Annotated in this window: 21 protein-coding genes; 19 read left to right on the forward strand and 2 right to left on the reverse strand. The window is 69.8% G+C overall.

Going from position 1 to position 19,053, the window contains the following annotated elements; genetic code table 11:
* The first annotated feature begins 118 nt into the window (after nucleotides 1–118).
* From ABEG17_RS13370 to ABEG17_RS13390, 5 genes are read left to right on the forward strand one after another with little or no spacing between them, the layout of a single operon-like run.
* Nucleotides 119–796: an NADPH-dependent F420 reductase gene (locus ABEG17_RS13370; RefSeq protein WP_406829971.1), complete on the forward strand. Its 678-nt coding sequence runs from the start codon at nucleotides 119–121 to the stop codon at nucleotides 794–796.
* Between the two features lie 2 nt (nucleotides 797–798).
* A complete protein-coding gene (locus ABEG17_RS13375) occupies nucleotides 799–1,677 on the forward strand; it encodes an SDR family NAD(P)-dependent oxidoreductase (RefSeq protein ID WP_406829972.1) in 879 nt (292 codons plus the stop codon).
* A 57-nt stretch (nucleotides 1,678–1,734) separates the two neighbouring features.
* The gene (locus ABEG17_RS13380) at nucleotides 1,735–2,616 is read left to right on the forward strand and encodes an L-threonylcarbamoyladenylate synthase (RefSeq protein WP_406829973.1); all 882 of its coding nucleotides are present in this window, start codon (nucleotides 1,735–1,737) and stop codon (nucleotides 2,614–2,616) included.
* Complete coding sequence (glyA, locus tag ABEG17_RS13385) at nucleotides 2,613–3,896, forward strand: serine hydroxymethyltransferase (RefSeq protein ID WP_406829974.1); 1,284 nt, start codon at nucleotides 2,613–2,615, stop codon at nucleotides 3,894–3,896. The genes ABEG17_RS13380 and glyA overlap by 4 nt, the downstream gene beginning before the upstream one ends.
* A gap of 28 nt (nucleotides 3,897–3,924) precedes the next feature.
* Nucleotides 3,925–5,040, forward strand: coding sequence for an MraY family glycosyltransferase (locus ABEG17_RS13390; protein ID WP_406829975.1), 1,116 nt, complete (start codon nucleotides 3,925–3,927; stop codon nucleotides 5,038–5,040).
* 9 nt (nucleotides 5,041–5,049) lie between these two features.
* Here ABEG17_RS13390 and ABEG17_RS13395 read toward each other — a convergent pair whose 3' ends face one another.
* On the reverse strand, nucleotides 5,050–5,673 hold the full coding sequence (locus tag ABEG17_RS13395) for a GNAT family N-acetyltransferase (protein WP_406829976.1): 624 nt from the start codon (nucleotides 5,671–5,673) through the stop codon (nucleotides 5,050–5,052).
* 197 nt (nucleotides 5,674–5,870) lie between these two features.
* On the opposite strand from ABEG17_RS13395, the gene ABEG17_RS13400 reads away from it, so the two are divergent.
* The 11 genes from ABEG17_RS13400 (at nucleotide 5,871) to ABEG17_RS13450 (ending at nucleotide 14,432) form a co-directional block, all read left to right on the forward strand.
* On the forward strand, nucleotides 5,871–6,323 hold the full coding sequence (locus ABEG17_RS13400; RefSeq protein WP_406829977.1) for a hypothetical protein: 453 nt from the start codon (nucleotides 5,871–5,873) through the stop codon (nucleotides 6,321–6,323).
* Between the two features lie 15 nt (nucleotides 6,324–6,338).
* The gene (locus ABEG17_RS13405; RefSeq protein WP_406829978.1) at nucleotides 6,339–6,593 is read left to right on the forward strand and encodes an AtpZ/AtpI family protein; all 255 of its coding nucleotides are present in this window, start codon (nucleotides 6,339–6,341) and stop codon (nucleotides 6,591–6,593) included.
* A gap of 97 nt (nucleotides 6,594–6,690) precedes the next feature.
* Nucleotides 6,691–7,503: a F0F1 ATP synthase subunit A gene (gene atpB / locus ABEG17_RS13410; protein WP_406829979.1), complete on the forward strand. Its 813-nt coding sequence runs from the start codon at nucleotides 6,691–6,693 to the stop codon at nucleotides 7,501–7,503.
* A 120-nt stretch (nucleotides 7,504–7,623) separates the two neighbouring features.
* The gene (gene atpE / locus ABEG17_RS13415) at nucleotides 7,624–7,854 is read left to right on the forward strand and encodes an ATP synthase F0 subunit C (protein WP_277752336.1); all 231 of its coding nucleotides are present in this window, start codon (nucleotides 7,624–7,626) and stop codon (nucleotides 7,852–7,854) included.
* A 52-nt stretch (nucleotides 7,855–7,906) separates the two neighbouring features.
* Nucleotides 7,907–8,500: a F0F1 ATP synthase subunit B gene (locus tag ABEG17_RS13420; RefSeq protein ID WP_406829980.1), complete on the forward strand. Its 594-nt coding sequence runs from the start codon at nucleotides 7,907–7,909 to the stop codon at nucleotides 8,498–8,500.
* On the forward strand, nucleotides 8,500–9,312 hold the full coding sequence (locus tag ABEG17_RS13425; RefSeq protein WP_406829981.1) for a F0F1 ATP synthase subunit delta: 813 nt from the start codon (nucleotides 8,500–8,502) through the stop codon (nucleotides 9,310–9,312). The genes ABEG17_RS13420 and ABEG17_RS13425 overlap by 1 nt, the downstream gene beginning before the upstream one ends.
* A 99-nt stretch (nucleotides 9,313–9,411) precedes the next feature.
* Entirely contained in the window at nucleotides 9,412–11,049 is a 1,638-nt protein-coding gene (atpA, locus tag ABEG17_RS13430; protein WP_406829982.1) for a F0F1 ATP synthase subunit alpha, read from the forward strand.
* 134 nt (nucleotides 11,050–11,183) lie between these two features.
* Entirely contained in the window at nucleotides 11,184–12,083 is a 900-nt protein-coding gene (locus tag ABEG17_RS13435) for a F0F1 ATP synthase subunit gamma (protein WP_406829983.1), read from the forward strand.
* An 18-nt stretch (nucleotides 12,084–12,101) separates the two neighbouring features.
* Nucleotides 12,102–13,559, forward strand: a complete 1,458-nt coding sequence (atpD, locus tag ABEG17_RS13440; RefSeq protein WP_056915255.1) for a F0F1 ATP synthase subunit beta — start codon at nucleotides 12,102–12,104, stop codon at nucleotides 13,557–13,559.
* Between the two features lie 159 nt (nucleotides 13,560–13,718).
* Complete coding sequence (locus tag ABEG17_RS13445) at nucleotides 13,719–13,988, forward strand: F0F1 ATP synthase subunit epsilon (RefSeq protein WP_406829984.1); 270 nt, start codon at nucleotides 13,719–13,721, stop codon at nucleotides 13,986–13,988.
* Between the two features lie 15 nt (nucleotides 13,989–14,003).
* Entirely contained in the window at nucleotides 14,004–14,432 is a 429-nt protein-coding gene (locus ABEG17_RS13450) for a DUF2550 family protein (RefSeq protein ID WP_406829985.1), read from the forward strand.
* A gap of 6 nt (nucleotides 14,433–14,438) precedes the next feature.
* On the opposite strand, the gene ABEG17_RS13455 is transcribed toward ABEG17_RS13450, so the two are convergent.
* On the reverse strand, nucleotides 14,439–15,068 hold the full coding sequence (locus tag ABEG17_RS13455; protein WP_406829986.1) for a cob(I)yrinic acid a,c-diamide adenosyltransferase: 630 nt from the start codon (nucleotides 15,066–15,068) through the stop codon (nucleotides 14,439–14,441).
* Nucleotides 15,069–15,116: 48 nt separating this feature from the next.
* Here ABEG17_RS13455 and murA point away from each other — a divergent pair, with 48 nt between their 5' ends.
* The 3 genes from murA (at nucleotide 15,117) to ABEG17_RS13470 (ending at nucleotide 19,033) form a co-directional block, all read left to right on the forward strand.
* Complete coding sequence (gene murA / locus ABEG17_RS13460; RefSeq protein ID WP_406829987.1) at nucleotides 15,117–16,400, forward strand: UDP-N-acetylglucosamine 1-carboxyvinyltransferase; 1,284 nt, start codon at nucleotides 15,117–15,119, stop codon at nucleotides 16,398–16,400.
* A 104-nt stretch (nucleotides 16,401–16,504) separates the two neighbouring features.
* Complete coding sequence (locus tag ABEG17_RS13465) at nucleotides 16,505–16,870, forward strand: STAS domain-containing protein (RefSeq protein WP_406829988.1); 366 nt, start codon at nucleotides 16,505–16,507, stop codon at nucleotides 16,868–16,870.
* Between the two features lie 168 nt (nucleotides 16,871–17,038).
* Entirely contained in the window at nucleotides 17,039–19,033 is a 1,995-nt protein-coding gene (locus ABEG17_RS13470; RefSeq protein WP_406833204.1) for a protein meaA, read from the forward strand.
* Nucleotides 19,034–19,053: the final 20 nt, after the last annotated feature.

Genomic DNA, 19,053 nt, shown 5'->3' on the forward strand with positions numbered 1-19,053 from the left:
TGGTGGGCCTCCTCGGAAGGTCGTGGGGCCAGCATACCTTGGCAGTAGACAGATCTGTCTGCTACGTTCTCGTCATCAGTAGACAGATCTGTCTACTTCACTGACTCCAGGAGAACCCATGAAGATCGCAGTCCTCGGAACCGGCATGGTCGGCCAGGCGCTGGCGGGCCGTCTGGCCGAGCTGGGCCACGACGTCGTCACCGGCACCCGTGACCCCCAGTCCACCCTCGCGCGCACCGAGCCCGACGGCATGGGCAACCCGCCGTATGCCGCGTGGGCCACCGAGCACCCGGAGGTCACCCTCGCGACGTTCGCCGACGCCGTGTCCGGTGCGGACCTCGTCGTCAACGCCACGGGTGGCGCGGCGGCGATCCCGGCCTTGCAGGCCGTCGGCGCCGAGGTCCTCGGGGACAAGGTCGTCATCGACATCAGCAACCCGCTCGACTTCTCCCAGGGCTTCCCTCCCACCCTGTTCGTCAAGGACACCGACTCGCTCGGGGAGCAGATCCAGCGGGAGTTCCCGCAGGCGCGGATCGTCAAGGCCCTCAACACGCTGACGGCCGAGCTCATGGTGCGCCCCGCATCACTGGGGGAGCCGTCGTCGGTGTTCGTGTCCGGCAACGACGCCGAGGCCAAGGCGACGGTGACCGCGCTGCTCGAGAGCTTCGGGCACACCGATGTGATCGACCTCGGCGACATCTCCACCGCGCGCGGCACCGAGATGTTGCTCCCCGTGTGGCTGCGGCTCATGGGCGCGCTCGGTACCGGCATGTTCAACTTCAAGATCGTCCGCTGACCATGCCTGGCGTTCCGGGGGAGTCCATGGCCGGCCGGACCGTGCTGGTCACCGGTGGCACCGGCGGGATCGGCGGCGCCACCGCTGCCGGTCTCGCCTCCCTCGGCGCCAGGGTGGGGATCGTCGGGCGGGACCCGGCTCGCGCGGAGGCGGCCGCCGCGAACATCCGGCGCACTGGAGGAGACGTCGACGTCTTCGTCGCCGACCTGTCTGCGCAGCGCGAGGTGCGGGCCCTCGCGAAGGAGGTGCTCGCGGCATACCCACGCCTGGACGTGCTGGTGAACAACGTCGGTGGCTTCTGGGCGCACCGGCACGCCACCGAGGACGGCCTGGAGCGCACCTTTGCGGTCAACCACCTCGCTGCGTTCCTGCTCACCAACCTGCTGCTCGATCGGCTGCGCGAGAGTGCGCCGGCTCGCGTCGTCACCGTGTCGTCGGGGGCCCAGGCCATGGGCCGTCTCGACTTCGACGACCTGCAGGCGGAGCAGGGCTACAGCGGCCAACGCGCCTACAACCAGTCCAAGCTGGCCAACGTCATGTTCACCTACGAGCTGGCCCGGCGCCTCGAGGGCACCGGCGTCACGGCGAACGTCCTGCACCCGGGGGTGGTGCGCACGGCGTTCGGCCAGGAGGACTCCGGTGGCTGGATGCGGCTGCTGCTGCCCGTCGTCCGCCCGTTCATGAAGACCCCCGACCAGGGGGCCCGGACCTCGATCCACCTCGCCTCCGCCTCCGTGGTCGAGGGCGTCACGGGTCGGTACTTCGCGAACGAGCAGCCAAAACGCTCCGCCAAGGCGTCCTACGACCGGGTCGCGGCGGCCCGTCTGTGGGACGTGTCGGCCGAACTGACCGGGATTGCCGGCCCCGCCGCCGAGGCCTGATCCCCTCGCCGCGTCCCACCGCCCCCGGTCGCGAGGGGCACAACTACGCTGGCGGACATGAGCCCTGTGTACGACTGCACCACCGAGTCCGGGCGCGCCGAGGGGATCGCGGCAGCCGTCGAGGTCGTCCGTGACGGCGGCGTCGTGGTCCTGCCGACCGACACCGTCTACGGCATCGGCGCCGACGCGTTCTCCCCGGAGGCGGTCGCCTCCGTCCTCGCGGCCAAGGGCCGCGGCCGCGAGATGCCGCCGCCCGTGCTGGTGCCGAGCGTCCGGACGGTCGACGGCCTGGCCACGGACATCCCGGAGTGGGCACGCGACCTGATCCGCGAGTTCTGGCCCGGGCCGCTCACCCTGGTGTTCAAGGCCCAGTCCTCCCTCATGTGGGACCTCGGAGACACCAACGGGACGGTGGCCGTGCGCATGCCGCAGGACGACACCGCCCTCGCGCTGCTCACCGAGGTCGGTCCGATGGCGGTCACCAGCGCCAACCTCACCGGCCAGCCCCCGGCCACCACGGTCACCGACGCGGCCGCGCAGCTCGGCGCCTCGGTCGCCGTCTACCTCGATGCGGGCCCGACGACGAGCAGCGAGGTCTCGACGATCATCGACTGCACCGGGTCCGAGCCCGAGGTGCTGCGCCTGGGAGCGGTCACCCAGCAGCAGATCGACGCCGTCATGCTGGCCGCGCAGCCTGTGGACGAGGTCCAGCCGCTGGGGGTCGACGAGCCGACGGACGACCCGACGGACGAGTCCAGGGACGATCCTGCTGACGAGCCCACGGACGGGGGCGGCGACCAGCCCGCTCACCAGGCCACGGACACCCCCGACGAGGAGCCCACGGACACCCCCGGAGCGGAGCCGACGCAGGCCATAGAGTTGTCGGCGGATCCGACCACCGAGCGCACCCCCGCCGACCACCCAGGAGAGACCCGATGACCCAGAGCGACACCTTCTACGGCTCCGACTTCGGCGCGCTCGAGGCCTTCGACCCCGAGATCGCCGGCGTCCTCGTCTCCGAGCTCGACCGCATCCGCGGTGGTCTGCAGCTCATCGCATCGGAGAACATGTCCAGCCCCGAGGTCCTCACCTCGCTCGGCTCCACGTTGTCCAACAAGTACGCCGAGGGCTACCCGGGGCGCCGCTACTACGGCGGCTGCTCCGAGGTCGACAAGGCCGAGACCCTGGCCATCGAGCGGTGCAAGGCGCTGTTCGACGCCGACCACGCGAACGTCCAGCCCCACTCCGGCGCCAGCGCCAACCAGGCCGTGTACGGCGCGTTCATGTCGCCCGGCGACACGATCCTGGCGATGGCGTTGCCCATGGGTGGCCACCTGACCCACGGCACGAAGGTCTCCTTCTCCGGCAAGTGGTTCAACGCGGTGCACTACGGCGTCGACCGCGAGACCGAGGACATCGACTACGCCGAGGTCGAGCGCCTCGCCAAGGAGCACCGCCCCAAGGTGATCCTCGCCGGTGGATCGGCGATCCCGCGGCTCATCGACTTCGAGTTCTTCCGCAAGCTCGCCGACGAGGTCGGGGCGATCTTCTGGGTCGACGCCGCGCACTTCATCGGCCTCGTCGCGGGCAAGGCGATCCCCAGCCCGGTCCCGTACGCCGACGTCGTCTCCTTCACCACGCACAAGGTGCTGCGCGGCCCGCGCTCGGGCGCCCTGGTCTGCAAGGCGGAGCACCAGGCCAAGATCGACAAGGCCGTCTTCCCGATGATGCAGGGCGGTCCGCAGATGCACACCATCGCGGCCAAGGCCGTGAACTTCAAGGAGTGTGCGACCCCGGCGTACCAGGCTTACGCCAAGCAGGTCATCGAGAACGCACGCGTCCTCGCGACGTCGTTGGGGGAGAAGGGGATCCGTCCGACGACAGGCGGCACCGACACCCACCTGTCGCTGCACGACCTCCAGGGCGTGGGCGTCACGGGCGCGGACGCCGAGGCGCGTTCCGACGCGGCCGGCATCGTCCTCAACAAGAACGCCATCCCGTTCGACCCGCAGAAGCCCAACATCGCCAGCGGGATCCGCGTGGGCACCCCCTGCGTCACGACCCAGGGCATGGGCACCGAGGAGATGCGCACCATCGCCGACCTGATCGCCAAGGCGGTCGTCGAGGGTGACGCCGACCCCGACCACGCGGTCTCCAAGGAGGTCCGCGCGGGCGTGACGGACCTCGTCACCAGGTTCCCGGCATACCCTCGAGGCTGAGTCCCGACCCACCCGAGAGGCGCCCTGAGTGCGCGAGTACCTCCTCGTCCTGATGGTCGCCGCGGTGATCACGTATGCCGCGACGCCGCTCATGCGTGCCATCGCCGTCCGCACGGGGGCCTTCACCCCCGTGCGCGATCGTGACGTGCACTCGACGCCGATCCCGCGCCTGGGGGGAGTGGCGATCTTCCTCGGGTTCGCGGCCTCGATGCTGGCGGCGAGCAGGCTGCCGTACCTCGGGCAGGTGTTCGAGCTCGGGCCAGAGCTCAAGGGGACGCTGGTCGGCGCCGGCATCGTGTGCCTGCTCGGGGCGATCGACGACGTCCGCGAGCTCGACTGGCTGACCAAGCTCGGTGGGCAGATGATCGCGGCCGGGATCATGGCGTTCAGCGGCGTCATGCTGTTCCAGCTCCCGATCGGCGGCGTGACCGTGCTGCCCGAACCCTTCATGGTGGGGCTCACGGTCTTCGCGGTGGTCGTCTTCACCAACGCGGTCAACTTCATCGACGGCCTCGACGGGCTCGCCGCCGGCGTCGTCGTCATCGCGGCCTCGTCGTTCTTCATCTACAGCTACGGCATCTCGCGCACCTTCGACCCCCCGAACGTGTTCTCCTCGGCGACGTTCATCTCGGCCGCGCTGATCGGCTGCTGCCTGGGCTTCCTGCCGCACAACTACCACCCGGCGCGGTTGTTCATGGGCGACTCGGGGGCGCTGCTGCTCGGTCTGCTGCTGGCGGCGGCGACGATCTCGACGACCGGCAACGTCACGCCGTCCCAGGTGAGCACCAACCCGGTCGCGGCCACGCTGCTGCCGCTGGTCGTGCCGGGCGCGATCATCCTGCTGCCGCTCGTCGACATCCTGCTGGCAGTCGTCCGGCGCACCGCCCGCGGTGAACGCCCGTGGAGCCCGGACAAGCAGCACCTGCACCACCGGATGCTCCAGATCGGCCACGGTCACCGACGCGCGGTCATCCTGCTCTGGCTCTGGGCGGCCGTCGCGGCCCTGGGCTCGGTGAGCTTCATCTTCATCGACGACGCGCTCGTCGCGGCCGGTGGTGTGCTGGCCGCGGTCGTGGTGGTCGGGGTCCTGACGATCTGGCTGCCGCGCTGGTCCGTGCCCGGCCACCGGCCGAAGGTGCCCTGAGCGCCCCGCTCAGCATGGCGGCATACCCAGGCGTGCGCGCAGGCCGGCCTCGACCGAGGGCCACTCGTCCGCGAGGACGCTGAAGACGACCGTGTCGCGGAAGGTCCCGTCGGCGCGCCGGGTGTGCCGGCGCAGGACGCCCTCGCGCGTCGCCCCCAGCTTCGCGATCGCCGCCTGTGACCGGTGGTTGACTGCGTCGGTCTGGATCTTGACCCGCCCGAACCCGCACTCGAACGCGTGACCGAGCAGCAGCAGCTTGCACTCCGGGTTGACCGCGGTGCCCCACCAGCGTGAGCCGTAGAGCGTCCACCCGAGGTGCACCCTCTCGTTGACCACGTCGACGTCGCCGAGGGACGTCGTGCCCACGACGGTGCCGGCCGCACCGAGTCCGCCGTCTCCGGTGAGCCGCACCGTGTATGCCGTGCGGCCGGTCCCGCGCGCGGCGATGGCGCTCGCGACCAGGGCCCGGGTCGCCGCGAGGTCCGGGGGAGGGGCGCTCATGACGTATCCCTGGGTGTAGACGACCGGGTCGCCGTGGACCGCGTGCAGCCCCTCGGCGTCGTCGGGGTGCACGGGGTCGAGCCGGACGTGTCGACCGACCAGTGGGACGCCGGTAGGCGCGTTGGCACTCACTGCGGCAGGGTATCGGCGGCGCCCGGTCCACGACGCACGCCCGACCCCGTCCGTGGCACGCCGCAGCCGCCGGGATGGTGGCAGGGTTTTGGAACCCCGGGAGCGCTTGTGATACCTTTCACAAGCGCCCCAAGGTGGGTGCAGACCACCCCATTCGCCAAGCGCCGAAGCTCCGACGAATCAGGCAGGCCAGACCTTTGAGCACTCCTCCGCCCCCCACCCACGACCCGTTCGCGGTGATGCTGCGTGGGGCCTTCCTCCCCACCCTCGCGGTGGGTCCGGTCGCGGTGGTCGTGGCTGCGGTCCTCGGTGGCGGCAAGGCGGCGCTCGGTGCCGGCCTCGGCTTCGTCATCGCGATGGTGTTCTTCGCCCTAGGGCTGCTGGTCATGCGCAAGCTGGGCGGGGCAACCGACCCGTTCCGCTTCCTCGCCAGCGCGCTGGCCGTCTTCATGGGGCAGCTGATCTTCCTGCTCGTCGTCATCATCGCGCTGCAGGGCGCGACCTGGCTGAACGGCACCGCCTTCGGCCTGTCCATCCTCGCGGTCGCCGTGGTCTGGCAGGTCTTCCAGGTCGTGGCCTACGTCCGGAGCCGCAAGCCGGTCTTCGACGAGTCGCAGCCCCCCGTGCAGGATGGGGGGTCCACCCCATGACCCCAGGAGCTCGCCATGAGCACGCCACCACCCTCGGAACCGCCCCGTCGGCCCACTCCGCTGGAGCAGGCCGACTCCGGGCACGAGCGGATGGAGGAGGCGCGCATGTGGAACGTCGTGTCCTACCTCATCACCGGCCCGGCGATGTTCGGGGGCATCGGCTGGGGGCTCGACCACTGGCTGGGCACGACCTGGCTCGTCGCCGTGGGGATCGTCGGGGGGATGGCCCTGTCGCTGTACCTCGTGTGGTTCCGGTACGGTACGCAGTGACTTCCGCAGGTCAGACCCCGCACGGTTGCGCTTGGCGTTGGAATGCCGCCGCCGTAGGCCAGTGGACTGTCCCACACACCACGCTCGAGGAGAACACGTGAGTCTGAACGTGCTGGCCGCCAGCAACCTGGCGGCCGAAGGCGGCGACGGATCGGGATACCAGGCCCCGACGCCGGCGGAGTTCTACCAGCCCCTGATCGGTCACGGAGACTTCGCGCTCACGCGACCCATGGTCATCCTCGCCATCTCCGTGGCGCTGCTGGCCTGGGTCCTGGTCGCCACGACCAAGCGCGCGGCGGTCGTCCCCGGCAAGGGGCAGTGGATCACCGAGAGCGCCTACAACTTCGTGCGCAACGGCCTGGCCCGCGACATCATCGGCAGCCGGGACTTCCTGCGGTTCGTCCCGCTCCTGTTCACCATGTTCATGCTGATCCTGGTGAACAACCTGTACGGCATCATCCCGCCGTTCCAGTACCCCACGATGAGCCGCATCGGCTTCCCGATCGCCCTCACCCTGCTCGTCTTCGTCGTCTACCACGCGGTGGGCATCCAGAAGAACGGCGCGTGGGGCCACATCAAGCACATGATCCCGCCGGGCCTGCCCAAGCCGATCTACGTGCTGATCATCCCGCTGGAGCTGCTGACGTACTTCGTCACGCGTCCGCTGACGCTCGCCCTGCGACTCTTCGGCAACATGTTCGCCGGTCACCTGCTGCTCCTGCTGTTCATCACCGGCGGTGAGTACATGCTCATCCACGGCAGCTTCGGCCTGAAGATCGCGGGGGTCGGCAGCTTCGGCATGGCGCTCGTCCTGACCGCGTTCGAGGGGCTGATCGAGTTCCTGCAGGCGTACATCTTCACCTTGCTCGCAGCGACCTACATCGCCGGCTCGCTCGCCGACGAGCACTGAGACCGTCCGGGCCGACCGCCCGGAGCAGGACCCGCTCGACCCACAACTGAATAACCAACCCACGAACGTCCGGGTGGCACGTGCCACCCGGTACCTCAAGAACGAAAGAGGACTCATCCCATGAACGGGACCATCAACATCGGTGGCAACATCGCCATTCTCGGTTACGGCCTGTCCGCGATCGGGCCTGGTGTGGGCATCGGCCTCATCTTCGCCGCCTACATCAACGGTGTCGCCCGCCAGCCTGAGGCCCGCGGCGTCCTGCAGGGCATCGCCATCCTCGGCTTCGCCCTCGCCGAGGCGCTGGCCATCTTCGGTCTGGTCCTCGCGTTCGTCTTCAAGTCCGCCTGACGAACCCCGCACCAGCCCCAAGCCGTCTGGCACCACAGCACTAGGAGAACCCGTGCAGCACTTCACCGGCATCACGCAGGTGGTTGTCGCGGCCGCCGCCGAGGACAAGACCGGCGAACGCCTGCCGATCCTGCCCCTCTGGGGTGAGCTGATCTTCGGCATCATCGCGTTCGCGATCCTCTACTGGGTCGTGGCCAAGAAGGTCGTGCCGAACCTCGAGAAGGCCTACGCCGACCGCACGGCTGCCATCGAGGGCGGTATGCAGCAGGCCGAAGAGGCCCAGCAGCAGGCCCAGGCGGCCCTGGAGCAGTACCAGGAGCAGCTCGCCGAGGCCCGTGCCGAGGCCGCGCGCATCCGTGAGGAGGCCCGCGAGCAGGGTGCGGCGATCGTCGTGGAGATGCGCAGTCACGCGCAGACCGAGGCGACTCGCATCACCGAGGCCGCGCACAAGCAGATCGAGGCCGAGCGCCAGCAGGCCGTCGTGTCGTTGCGGTCCGAGGTGGGTCGCCTGTCGACCGACCTGGCCAGCCGCATCGTGGGCGAGTCCCTCGAGGACGAGGTCCGCCAGCGCGGCATCGTCGACCGGTTCCTCGCCGAGCTCGAGTCCGGTCAGGTGCAGCCCGAGAAGGTCGGAGAGGGCTCCTGATGCGTGGTTCGTCGCGCGCAGCCTCGCTCGCCGGGAGCACGGCCCTCGAGGCCGCGCTCGCTGCGGGAGCGGACCGCCGCGCCCTCGCCGAGGAGCTCCTCGCCGTGACCGCGCTCATCGACGGCAGCGCCACGCTGCGCCGGGCCCTCGCGGACCCGTCGCGTGAGGCTGCCGGCAAGCAGGCGCTCGCCGAGCGCCTGCTCTCCGGCAAGGTCTCCCCGGAGGCCGTGGTCGTGGTCAAGGCCCTCGTGGGCCAGCGCTGGGCCACCGAGCGTGACCTCTCGGACACCGTGGAGCGGCTCGGCATCGAGTCCCTGCTGGCTGCGGCCGAGGCGAACGGGCACAGCGACCGCGTCGAGGACGAGCTGTTCCGTTTCGAGCGGATCGTGGCCGGCAACCCCGGCCTGCGGGACCGCCTGACCAACCGCCAGGGCGACGTCCAGGCCAAGGCCGGCGTGGTGTCGCAGCTGCTCGAGGGCAAGGCCAGCGAGGAGACGGTCCGGCTCGCCCGCCAGGCCGTGCTCGCCCCCCGGGGTCGCAAGCTCGACCGCACGCTCGAGGACTACCTCGCCCTCGCCGCGACGCGGCGCGAGCAGGTCACGGCGGTCGTCACGGCGGCCACCGACCTCACCGAGCAGCAGCGTGAGCGCCTGTCGGCAGCGCTGCAGAACATCTACGGCAAGACCATCGTGCTCCAGGTCGTCCGCGACGAGCAGGTCATCGGTGGCATCCGCGTGCAGGTCGGCGACGAGGTCGTCGACGGCACGGTCCTGCGGCGCCTCGACGAGGCCCGCAGGCACATCGCCGGCTGACGGCACGCACCACAACTCAAGAGCACGACCACCACAACGCCTTCCGGTCCGAGCCCACTCGGCGCCGGTCACTGCACCACTCAAGGGAGAAGAGATCAGATGACGGAGCTTTCGATCCGTCCGGAGGAGATCCGGGACGCACTGGACAACTTCGTTCAGTCCTACGAGCCCGGCACGGCCTCCCGCGAAGAGGTCGGCCGCGTCAGCGATGCCGGTGACGGCATCGCCCACGTCGAGGGCCTGCCCTCGTGCATGACCAACGAGCTGCTCGAGTTCGAGGACGGCACGCTGGGCCTCGCGCTCAACCTCGACGTCCACGAGATCGGCGTCGTCATCCTGGGTGACTTCTCCAAGATCGAGGAGGGCCAGGAGGTCAAGCGGACCGGCGAGGTGCTCTCGGTGCCCGTCGGTGACGCGTTCCTCGGCCGTGTCGTCAACCCGCTGGGCCAGCCGATCGACGGCCTCGGCGAGGTGGCGACCACCGAGCGTCGTGCCCTCGAGCTGCAGGCGCCCACCGTCGTGCAGCGCAAGTCGGTGCACGAGCCGCTGCAGACCGGCCTCAAGGCCGTCGACGCCATGACCCCCATCGGTCGTGGCCAGCGCCAGCTCATCATCGGTGACCGCCAGACCGGCAAGACCACGGTCGCGGTCGACACCATCATCAACCAGAAGCAGAACTGGGACTCCGGCGACCCCGAGAAGCAGGTCCGCTGCATCTACGTCGCCATGGGCCAGAAGGGCTCGACCATCGCTGCCGTCCGCGGCACGCTGGAAGAGGCCGGTGCCCTCGAGTACACGACCATCGTCGCGGCCCCCGCGTCCGACTCGGCCGGCTTCAAGTACCTCGCTCCCTACACCGGTTCGGCCATCGGCCAGCACTGGATGTACCAGGGCAAGCACGTCCTCATCGTGTTCGACGACCTGTCCAAGCAGGCCGAGGCCTACCGCGCCGTGTCGCTGCTGCTGCGTCGCCCGCCGGGCCGCGAGGCCTACCCCGGTGACGTCTTCTACCTGCACTCCCGCCTGCTGGAGCGCTGCGCGAAGCTGTCCGACGACCTCGGCGCCGGCTCCATGACGGGTCTGCCGATCATCGAGACCAAGGCCGGTGACGTCTCCGCGTACATCCCGACCAACGTCATCTCGATCACCGACGGCCAGATCTACCTGCAGGCCGACCTGTTCAACGCCAACGTGCGTCCCGCGATCGACGTGGGTGTCTCCGTCTCCCGTGTCGGTGGCGCCGCGCAGATCAAGGCCATGAAGGAGGTGTCCGGTCGTCTGAAGCTCGACCTCGCGCAGTTCCGTGCGATGGAGGCCTTCGCCATGTTCGCCTCGGACCTCGACCCGGCCTCCCGTGCCCAGCTCGCCAAGGGTGCCCGCCTCGTCGAGCTGCTCAAGCAGAAGCAGGCCGCGCCGTTCCCGGTCGAGGAGCAGGTCGTGTCCATCTGGACCGGCACGACCGGTCAGCTCGACTCCATCGCGGTGGAGGACGTGTCCCGCTTCGAGACCGAGTTCCTCGACTACCTGCGTCGGGAGAAGAAGGGCCTGCTGGACGCCATCCGCGAGTCCAAGAAGTTCGAGGACGAGACCCGCTCCGGGCTCGAGGACGCCGTCACGGCGTTCAAGCAGCAGTTCGCCGCCTCCGGCTCCGAGACCACCCCCGTCGGCCACGAGGCAGACCCGGGCGAGCTCGAGCACGAGCCCGAGCAGGAGAAGATCGTCAAGCAGAAGCGCTGAGTCGTATGCCGGGTGCGCGCCAGCCGCGCACCCGGCACCTCACAGCGAGCGTGCTGCGGCTCCACCGCAGCGCCCCCCCCAGAACTGATCAGCGGCCACAGGCCACCAGGAACGAACGAGAGAGGCGGCAACATATGGGAGCGCAGATGCGGGTCTACCGCCAGCGCATCCGGTCCGTCCAGGCGACCAAGAAGATCACGCGCGCCATGGAGCTCATCGCAGCGTCCCGCGTGGTCAAGGCGCAGCAGCGCGTGCGCGAGTCCTCGCCGTACGCCCGTGCGCTGACCCGGGCCGTCTCGGCCGTGGCGACGTTCTCCAACGTCGACCACCCGCTGACCACCGAGCACGAGAACGTCCGCCGCGCCGCCGTGCTCGTCGTCACCTCCGACCGTGGACTGGCCGGGGCCTACAGCTCCTCCGTCCTCAAGGAGAGCGAGCGACTCATCGGCGAGCTCAAGGCCGCCGGCAAGGAGGTCACGCCCTTCCTCGTCGGACGCAAGGCGGTCGCCTTCTACAAGTTCCGCAAGCGCGAGTTCGCTGACGAGTGGACCGGCTTCACCGACCAGCCCACCTTCGAGGTCGCCCGGGAGATCGGGGAGACCCTGGTCGCCGCGTTCAACCGTGCCTATGACGAGGGCGGCGTGGACGAGGTGCACATCGTGTTCACGCGCTTCGTGAACATGGTGACGCAGGAGCCCGACGTCATCCGCATGCTGCCCCTCGAGGTCGTGGAGGGCGAAGAGGCCCCCGCCGAGGACGACGTCCTGCCGCTCTACGAGTTCGAGCCGAGTGCCGAGCAGGTCCTCGACGCGCTGCTGCCCAAGTACGTCACGGCGCGCATCTACAACTGCCTGCTGCAGGCCGCCGCGTCCGAGCTCGCTTCGCGCCAGAAGGCGATGAAGTCCGCCACGGACAACGCCGAAGAGCTCATCAAGAAGTACACCCGGCTTGCCAACCAGGCTCGCCAGGCCGAGATCACCCAAGAGATCAGCGAGATCGTGGGCGGCGCCAGCGCCCTCGCCGACGCCAGTTGAGAAGGTAGAGAGAAACCAATGACTGCCACTGTCACTGAAGAGACCAAGGCCGCCACCCCCGGTGGCATCGGCCGCATCTCCCGCATCATCGGCCCGGTCGTCGACGTGGAGTTCCCCGCCGACGCCATGCCGGAGCAGTACAACCTGCTGACCACGTCGGTCGAGCTCCTGGGGGAGACCAAGAACCTCAACCTCGAGGTCGCCCAGCACATCGGCGACAACATGGTCCGTGCCATCTCCCTGCAGCCCACCGACGGCCTCGTCCGCGGCACGCAGGTCCAGGATACCGGCGGCCCGATCTCGGTGCCCGTCGGCGACCAGACCCTCGGCAAGGTCTTCAACACCACCGGTGAGGTCATGAACCTCGCCGAGGGCGAGACCTTCGAGGTCAAGGAGCGCTGGGGCATCCACCGCAAGGCGCCGGCCTTCGACCAGCTCGAGTCCAAGACCCAGATGTTCGAGACCGGCATCAAGGTCATCGACCTGCTGACCCCGTACGTCCAGGGCGGAAAGATCGGCCTGTTCGGCGGCGCCGGCGTGGGCAAGACGGTGCTCATCCAGGAGATGATCGCCCGTGTCGCCCGCGACCACGGTGGTGTGTCGGTGTTCGCCGGTGTCGGCGAGCGCACCCGTGAGGGCAACGACCTCATGGTCGAGATGGAGGAGGCGGGTGTCCTCGGACAGACCGCGCTCGTCTTCGGCCAGATGGACGAGCCGCCGGGCACGCGTCTTCGCGTGGCGCTGTCGGCGCTGACGATGGCGGAGTACTTCCGCGACGTGCAGAACCAGGACGTGCTGCTCTTCATCGACAACATCTTCCGCTTCACGCAGGCCGGTTCCGAGGTCTCCACCCTGCTGGGCCGTATGCCGTCCGCCGTGGGTTACCAGCCCACCCTCGCCGACGAGATGGGCACGCTCCAGGAGCGGATCACCTCGACGCGTGGTCACTCGATCACCTCGATGCAGGCGATCTACGTGCCGGCTGACGACTACACCGACCCGGCCCCGGCCACGACGTTCGCCCACCTGGACGCGACGACCGAGCTCTCCCGTGAGATCGCCTCGCTCGGCATCTACCCGGCCGTGGACCCGCTCACGTCGACCTCGCGCATCCTCGACCGTCGCTACATCGCCGAGGACCACTACAACACCGCGGTGCGCGTCAAGCAGATCCTCCAGCGCAACAAGGAGCTGCAGGACATCATCGCCATCCTCGGTATCGACGAGCTCTCCGAAGAGGACAAGATCCTCGTCAACCGCGCCCGTCGCATCCAGCGCTTCCTGTCGCAGAACACCTACGTCGCCAAGCAGTTCACCGGCATCGAGGGTTCGACGGTCCCGCTGACCGACAGCATCGAGGCGTTCACGAAGATTGCCGACGGCGAGTACGACCACGTGCCCGAGCAGGCGTTCTTCATGTGTGGTGGCCTCGACGACGTCGAGCGCCAGGCCGCGGAGATCGAGAAGAACCTCTGACGCGACAGCGTCCATGAGGTCGACGCGAGAGCGTCACCAGCAGCACCCGTAGGTCGCGGGGCCGGCCACACTGGCTGGCCCCGCGGCATACCGCCCGTCGCGCGGCGCCCCCGCGGCGGCCGTTAGACTCGATCAGTACGCATTCCCGTGGAGGACACCGTGAGCACCCTGCAGGTTGAACTCGTCGCTGCCGACCGCAAGGTCTGGGAGGGCGAGGCCGAGATGGTCGTCGCCCGTACCGTCGACGGCGAGCTGGGCATCATGCCCGGGCACACGCCCCTGCTCGGGGTCCTCGTCGAGGGTGAGGTCCGCATCAAGACCGGTGAGAGCAGCGCCGTCGCCACGGTGGACGGCGGGTTCCTGTCCGTCGACCGCGACAAGGTCATCATCGTCGCCGAGGCCGTCGACGCCTCGCAGATCCCGGCCTAGTCGGAGGGGGTGAGCATGTCGCCCGTGGTCGTGTTCGAGATCATCGTGGGGACGCTCGCCCTGCTCGCAGTCCTGGCGCTGGCATACATCTTCGTCCGTCGGCGCCTGCTGTCGTCCGGGGCCCCGCTCATGCTGTGCGCGCTGCGGCTGCCCGGCCGATCCTCCTACCGCCTGGGGCTGCTGCGGTTCTCCGGGGGCACGCTGGAGTGGTTCACCCTCATCGGCCCCTCGCCCCGACCGCTGCGCTCGTGGGACCGGCCCCGGCTGGAGCTGGGTCCGCCCGAGGTGTCGCAGGAGCCCGTCTCCGGCCTGCCGGACGCCGTCACGGTGCAGTGTCGTTACGACGGCGAGGAGTTCCGCATCGCCCTGGCCCCGCCCGCCTACACGGCGATGCGCAGCTGGCTGGAGAGCTCGCCCCCGGGTTTCAACGTCAACGTCGCCTGAGCGGCGTCACTTCTTCTCGCGGGGCACCTCGGCTCGACCGCCGCCGGGCTGCCACAGCACGTCGCCACCGATCGGCAGGTTCGCCACCCGGGCGAGCACGAAGAGCAGGTCCGAGAGCCGGTTGAGGTAGGTCGCGGTGAGGACGTTGACCCCACCCTCGCCCTTCCTCCCGGTGCCGGGCTGGTCGCCGTAGGCGTCGATGGCCGCCCAGGCGGCTCGCTCGGCGCGGCGCACCACGGTCGTGGCCACGTGCAGGTGGGCTGACCCGACGGTGCCGCCGGGGAGGATGAAGGAACGCAGCTTCTCGACCCGCTCGAGGTATCGGTCGCAGTCCGCCTCGAGCTCGTCGATCCAGGCCTGCTCGACGCGAAGGGGCGGGTACTCGTAGGTCGGTTGCAGGGGGGAGCAGAGGTCGGCGCCCACGTCGAAGAGGTCGTTCTGGACCCGCAGGAGAGTGGCCCTGACGTCCTCGGGGAGGTCACCGGCGGCGACCGCGACCCCGATGGCGGCGTTCGCCTCGTTGGCGTCGGCGTAGGCAAGCAGACGGACGTCGGTCTTGCTGGTGCGGCTCATGTCGCCGAGGTGGGTCTTCCCGTCGTCGCCGGTCCGGGTGTAGATGCGGGTGAGGTTGACCATGGCTGCAGCCTGTCAGATGAGGTGGTCGACCGCGGATAGGGTGGGTCGGTGGCTGAGAGATTCAGGGTTGTCGGAGGCACCGCGCTGCGCGGCGAGGTGGCCGTGTGGGGCGCGAAGAACAGCGCGCTCAAGCTCATGGCGGTGGCCCTGCTCGCGGTGGGACGGACCCGGCTCACCAACGTGCCGGCCATCCTCGACGTGACGATCATGGCCGAGCTGCTGCGACGGCTCGGCTGCACCGTGGACTACGACGCCACGGCGGGCGTCGTCGAGATCGACGTCCCGGAGAAGATCGGCCACCGCGCCGACTACGACCTCGTCCGCGCCCTGCGCGCGTCGACCGCGGTGCTGGGCCCGCTGGTGGCCCGGACGGGCTCGGCCGACGTCGCGGTCCCCGGTGGCGACGCCATCGGCTCGCGCGGGCTCGACCTGCACGCAGCCGGGCTCGAGGCCCTGGGTGCCAGCGTCCACGTCACGCACGGGTTCCTCGTCGCCGAGGCGCCGGGAGGGCTTGACGGTGCGGAGATCCGTTTGGAGTTCCCCAGCGTGGGCGCCACCGAGAACGTCCTCACTGCCGCCGTGCTCGCGCGGGGCACGACCCGACTGGAGAACGCCGCCCGAGAGCCCGAGATCGTCGACATCGCCGCGATGCTCATCTCGATGGGCGCCCAGATCCAGGGTGCAGGCACCTCGGTGATCGAGGTGCAGGGGGTCGACGCCCTCACGGCGATCGAGCACGCAGTGGTGCCGGACCGCATCGCGGCCGGCACATGGGCCTTCGCGGCGTCCGCGACGCGTGGCGACGTCGAGGTCGTGGGCGCGGTCAGCGCACACCTGGTCGCTGCCCTGGAGCTGGTGGAGGCCAGCGGGGCCACCGTCACCGACACCCCGCGCGGCTTCCGGGTCGACTCCGGCGGACGGCGCCCCCAGGCGTTCGACGTCGCGACGCTGCCCTACCCGGGGTTCCCGACGGACCTGCAGCCCTTCGCGCTGGCGTGCAACGCCGTGGCAGAGGGCTCGGCGATGATCACCGAGAACCTCTTCGAGGCGCGCTTCCGCACGGTCCAGGAGCTCAACCGCCTCGGGGCGGAGACCCGTATCGACGGACACCACGTCATGGTCCACGGTGTCGAGCGCTTGTCGGGTGCCCCGGTCGAGGCGAGCGACATCCGGGCCGGGGCTGCCCTGGTCATCGCCGGCCTGGTGGCCGACGGGATCACCACGGTCAGCGGTGCCCAGCACATCGACCGCGGTTACGCGGGGTTCGCGGAGAGCATGCAGGGCCTGGGTGCGGACGTCACCCGCGAGCCGGACGACGACCCGTTCCTGTGACCTGGATCTCAACAGTTACCAGATCTTGACCTGACCCGGGACAACCAGCCTCCCCTTCGGTTGCGTCTGTGTGAGTGAATGTGTCACCGGACAAGGGGGTTCGCATGTCGGTCAGCACCATCGGGGTACTCCCCGTGGCAGTCCGCGCGCTGCACACGGGTCAGGAAGTCGCCATCACCGGCCGCATCGACGTGCACTCCGTCCCGGACGTCAGGTTGCTGCTGCACGAGATCATCGACACCGGGTGCGGTGACGTGTATGTGCGTCTCGCCGGTGCGGAGATCGGTGACGCGACCGGCCTCGGGGTCCTCGTGGAGGCGTACAACCGTGCCCGCCGCGCCGGCCGCCGCCTGGCGGTGGTCGACATGAGCGAGCGCACCGGCCGTCTGTTGCGTGCATCACGCCTCGACCGCTCGCTGGTGCTCCGCGACCTTCCGGATGTGGCGACTGTGGCGGCTGTCACCGCCTGAACGCCTCCCGGCCTCGACCGCGCCGCAGGTACCTTCGGGCTCATGCCCGAGCCGCTCGAGCGCACTGACGCGCCCACTCCCGCCCCTGTCACCGACCGCGGGACCGGGATCGGCTCCCTACCCCCTGCTGCTGCGCCGGCCCGGCCCGAACGGGACCGGCCATGGGTGATGCGCACGTACGCCGGGCACTCCAGCGCCACCGCGAGCAACGCGCTCTACCGCCGCAACCTCGACAAGGGCCAGACCGGGTTGTCCGTCGCCTTCGATCTGCCCACGCAGACCGGCTACGACCCCGACCACCCGCTGGCTCGGGGCGAGGTCGGCAAGGTGGGTGTGCCGATCTCGCACATCGGTGACATGCGGGCGTTGTTCGACCAGATCCCGCTCGACCGGATGAACACCTCGATGACGATCAACGCCACGGCCATGTGGCTGCTGGCGATGTACGAGGTGGTGGCGCAGGAGCAGGCGGTCGCGGACGGCCGCGACCCGGACGAGGCCGTCCGCGCGCTGACCGGCACGACGCAGAACGACATCATCAAGGAGTACCTCTCGCGCGGCACCTACGTGTTCGCGCCCGAGCCCTCGCTGCGGCTGATCACCGACATGGTCGCCCACACGGTGTCCGACCTCCCGAAGTGGAACCCCATCAACATCTGCAGCTACCACCTGCAGGAGGCGGGGGCCACGCCGGTGCAGGAGATCGCGTACGCGATGTGCACCGCGATCGCCGTCCTCGATGCGGTGCGGGACTCGGGACAGGTGCCGCAGGAGCGGTTCGGCGAGGTGGTCGCGCGGATCTCGTTCTTCGTCAACGCCGGCGTGCGGTTCGTCGAGGAGATGTGCAAGATGCGGGCGTTCGTGCAGCTGTGGGACGACCTCACCCGCGAGCGCTACGGCGTGCAGGACCCCAGGCAGCGTCGCTTCCGGTATGGCGTGCAGGTCAACTCCCTCGGCCTCACCGAGGCGCAGCCCGAGAACAACGTCCAGCGGATCGTGCTGGAGATGCTGGCGGTGACGCTGAGCAAGGACGCCCGCGCCCGGGCGGTCCAGCTGCCCGCGTGGAACGAGGCGCTGGGCCTCCCGCGCCCGTGGGACCAGCAGTGGTCCCTGCGCATGCAGCAGGTGCTCGCCTTCGAGTCCGACCTGCTCGAGTACGACGACCTCTTCGAGGGTTCGACCGTCGTGGAGGCCAAGGTCGCTTCGCTGCTCGACGGTGCCCGAGCCGAGATCGCCCGGGTGCAGGAGATGGGCGGAGCCGTGCCGGCCGTCGAGAGCGGCTACATGAAGTCGGCGCTGGTGGCCTCGCACTCGTTGCGGCGCCAGCGGATCGAGACCGGCGAGGACGTCGTCGTCGGCGTGAACCGGTTCGAGACGACCGAGCCCAACCCGCTCACGGCAGATCTCGACGCGGCGATCCAGACCGTCGACCACGACGTCGAGGCCAAGGCCGTTGCCGCAGTCCGCGCGTGGCGTGAGCAGCGCGACGCGGACCCCGTTGGTCGCGACCGGGCGGTTGCCGCGGTGGCCGCCCTGCGGGCCGACGCGCGGGCAGGCGCGAACCTCATGGCGGCGTCGCTGGAGGCGGCACGGGCCGGGGTGACCACGGGGGAGTGGGCCCAGGCGCTGCGTGAGGAGTTCGGCGAGTTCCGGGCGCCCACAGGGGTGTCCGGAACCGTCGGGGTGAGCGACGGCGGCAGCGACGAGCTGCGCGCGGTGCGTGAGCAGGTCCGACGGACCGCCGACGAGCTCGGCGAGCGCCTGCGGGTCCTGGTGGCCAAACCCGGGCTCGACGGCCACAGCAACGGTGCCGAGCAGATCGCGGTGCGGGCCCGGGACGCCGGGTTCGAGGTGGTCTACCAGGGCATCCGGCTGACCCCGGAGCAGATCGTCGCCGCCGCGGTCGCCGAGGACGTCCACCTCGTCGGCATATCGATTCTGTCCGGCTCGCACATGGAGCTCGTGCCGCAGATCCTCGACGGCCTGCGGGCGGCCGGCGCTGCTGAGGTCCCCGTCGTGGTCGGCGGGATCATCCCCGACAGCGATGCGCGGGCGCTCCGGGCGCTGGGGGTGGCAGCGGTCTTCACCCCCAAGGACTTCGGCCTCAACGACATCATGGGCGAGTTCGTCCGCATCGTCAGGGCCGCCCGGGGCCTTGCCTGACGTTCCTCGCCTGACGTTCC

The sequence above is a fragment of the Pedococcus sp. KACC 23699 genome (genome assembly GCF_045348425.1).
Classification (GTDB): Bacteria; Actinomycetota; Actinomycetes; order Actinomycetales; family Dermatophilaceae; genus Pedococcus.

Bases quoted from the DNA above. Each gene is read 5' to 3' on its own strand.
- ABEG17_RS13370 (WP_406829971.1), top strand. From the start codon at position 119: ATGAAGATCGCAGTCCTCGGAACCGGCATGGTCGGCCAGGCGCTGGCG.
- ABEG17_RS13375 (WP_406829972.1), top strand. From the start codon at position 799: ATGCCTGGCGTTCCGGGGGAGTCCATGGCCGGCCGGACCGTGCTGGTC.
- ABEG17_RS13380 (WP_406829973.1), top strand. From the start codon at position 1,735: ATGAGCCCTGTGTACGACTGCACCACCGAGTCCGGGCGCGCCGAGGGG.
- glyA (WP_406829974.1), top strand. From the start codon at position 2,613: ATGACCCAGAGCGACACCTTCTACGGCTCCGACTTCGGCGCGCTCGAG.
- ABEG17_RS13405 (WP_406829978.1), top strand. From the start codon at position 6,339: ATGAGCACGCCACCACCCTCGGAACCGCCCCGTCGGCCCACTCCGCTG.
- atpE (WP_277752336.1), top strand. From the start codon at position 7,624: ATGAACGGGACCATCAACATCGGTGGCAACATCGCCATTCTCGGTTAC.
- ABEG17_RS13425 (WP_406829981.1), top strand. From the start codon at position 8,500: ATGCGTGGTTCGTCGCGCGCAGCCTCGCTCGCCGGGAGCACGGCCCTC.
- atpA (WP_406829982.1), top strand. From the start codon at position 9,412: ATGACGGAGCTTTCGATCCGTCCGGAGGAGATCCGGGACGCACTGGAC.
- ABEG17_RS13435 (WP_406829983.1), top strand. From the start codon at position 11,184: ATGGGAGCGCAGATGCGGGTCTACCGCCAGCGCATCCGGTCCGTCCAG.
- atpD (WP_056915255.1), top strand. From the start codon at position 12,102: ATGACTGCCACTGTCACTGAAGAGACCAAGGCCGCCACCCCCGGTGGC.
- ABEG17_RS13450 (WP_406829985.1), top strand. From the start codon at position 14,004: ATGTCGCCCGTGGTCGTGTTCGAGATCATCGTGGGGACGCTCGCCCTG.
- ABEG17_RS13455 (WP_406829986.1), bottom strand. From the start codon at position 15,068: ATGGTCAACCTCACCCGCATCTACACCCGGACCGGCGACGACGGGAAG.
- ABEG17_RS13465 (WP_406829988.1), top strand. From the start codon at position 16,505: ATGTCGGTCAGCACCATCGGGGTACTCCCCGTGGCAGTCCGCGCGCTG.
- ABEG17_RS13470 (WP_406833204.1), top strand. From the start codon at position 17,039: ATGCGCACGTACGCCGGGCACTCCAGCGCCACCGCGAGCAACGCGCTC.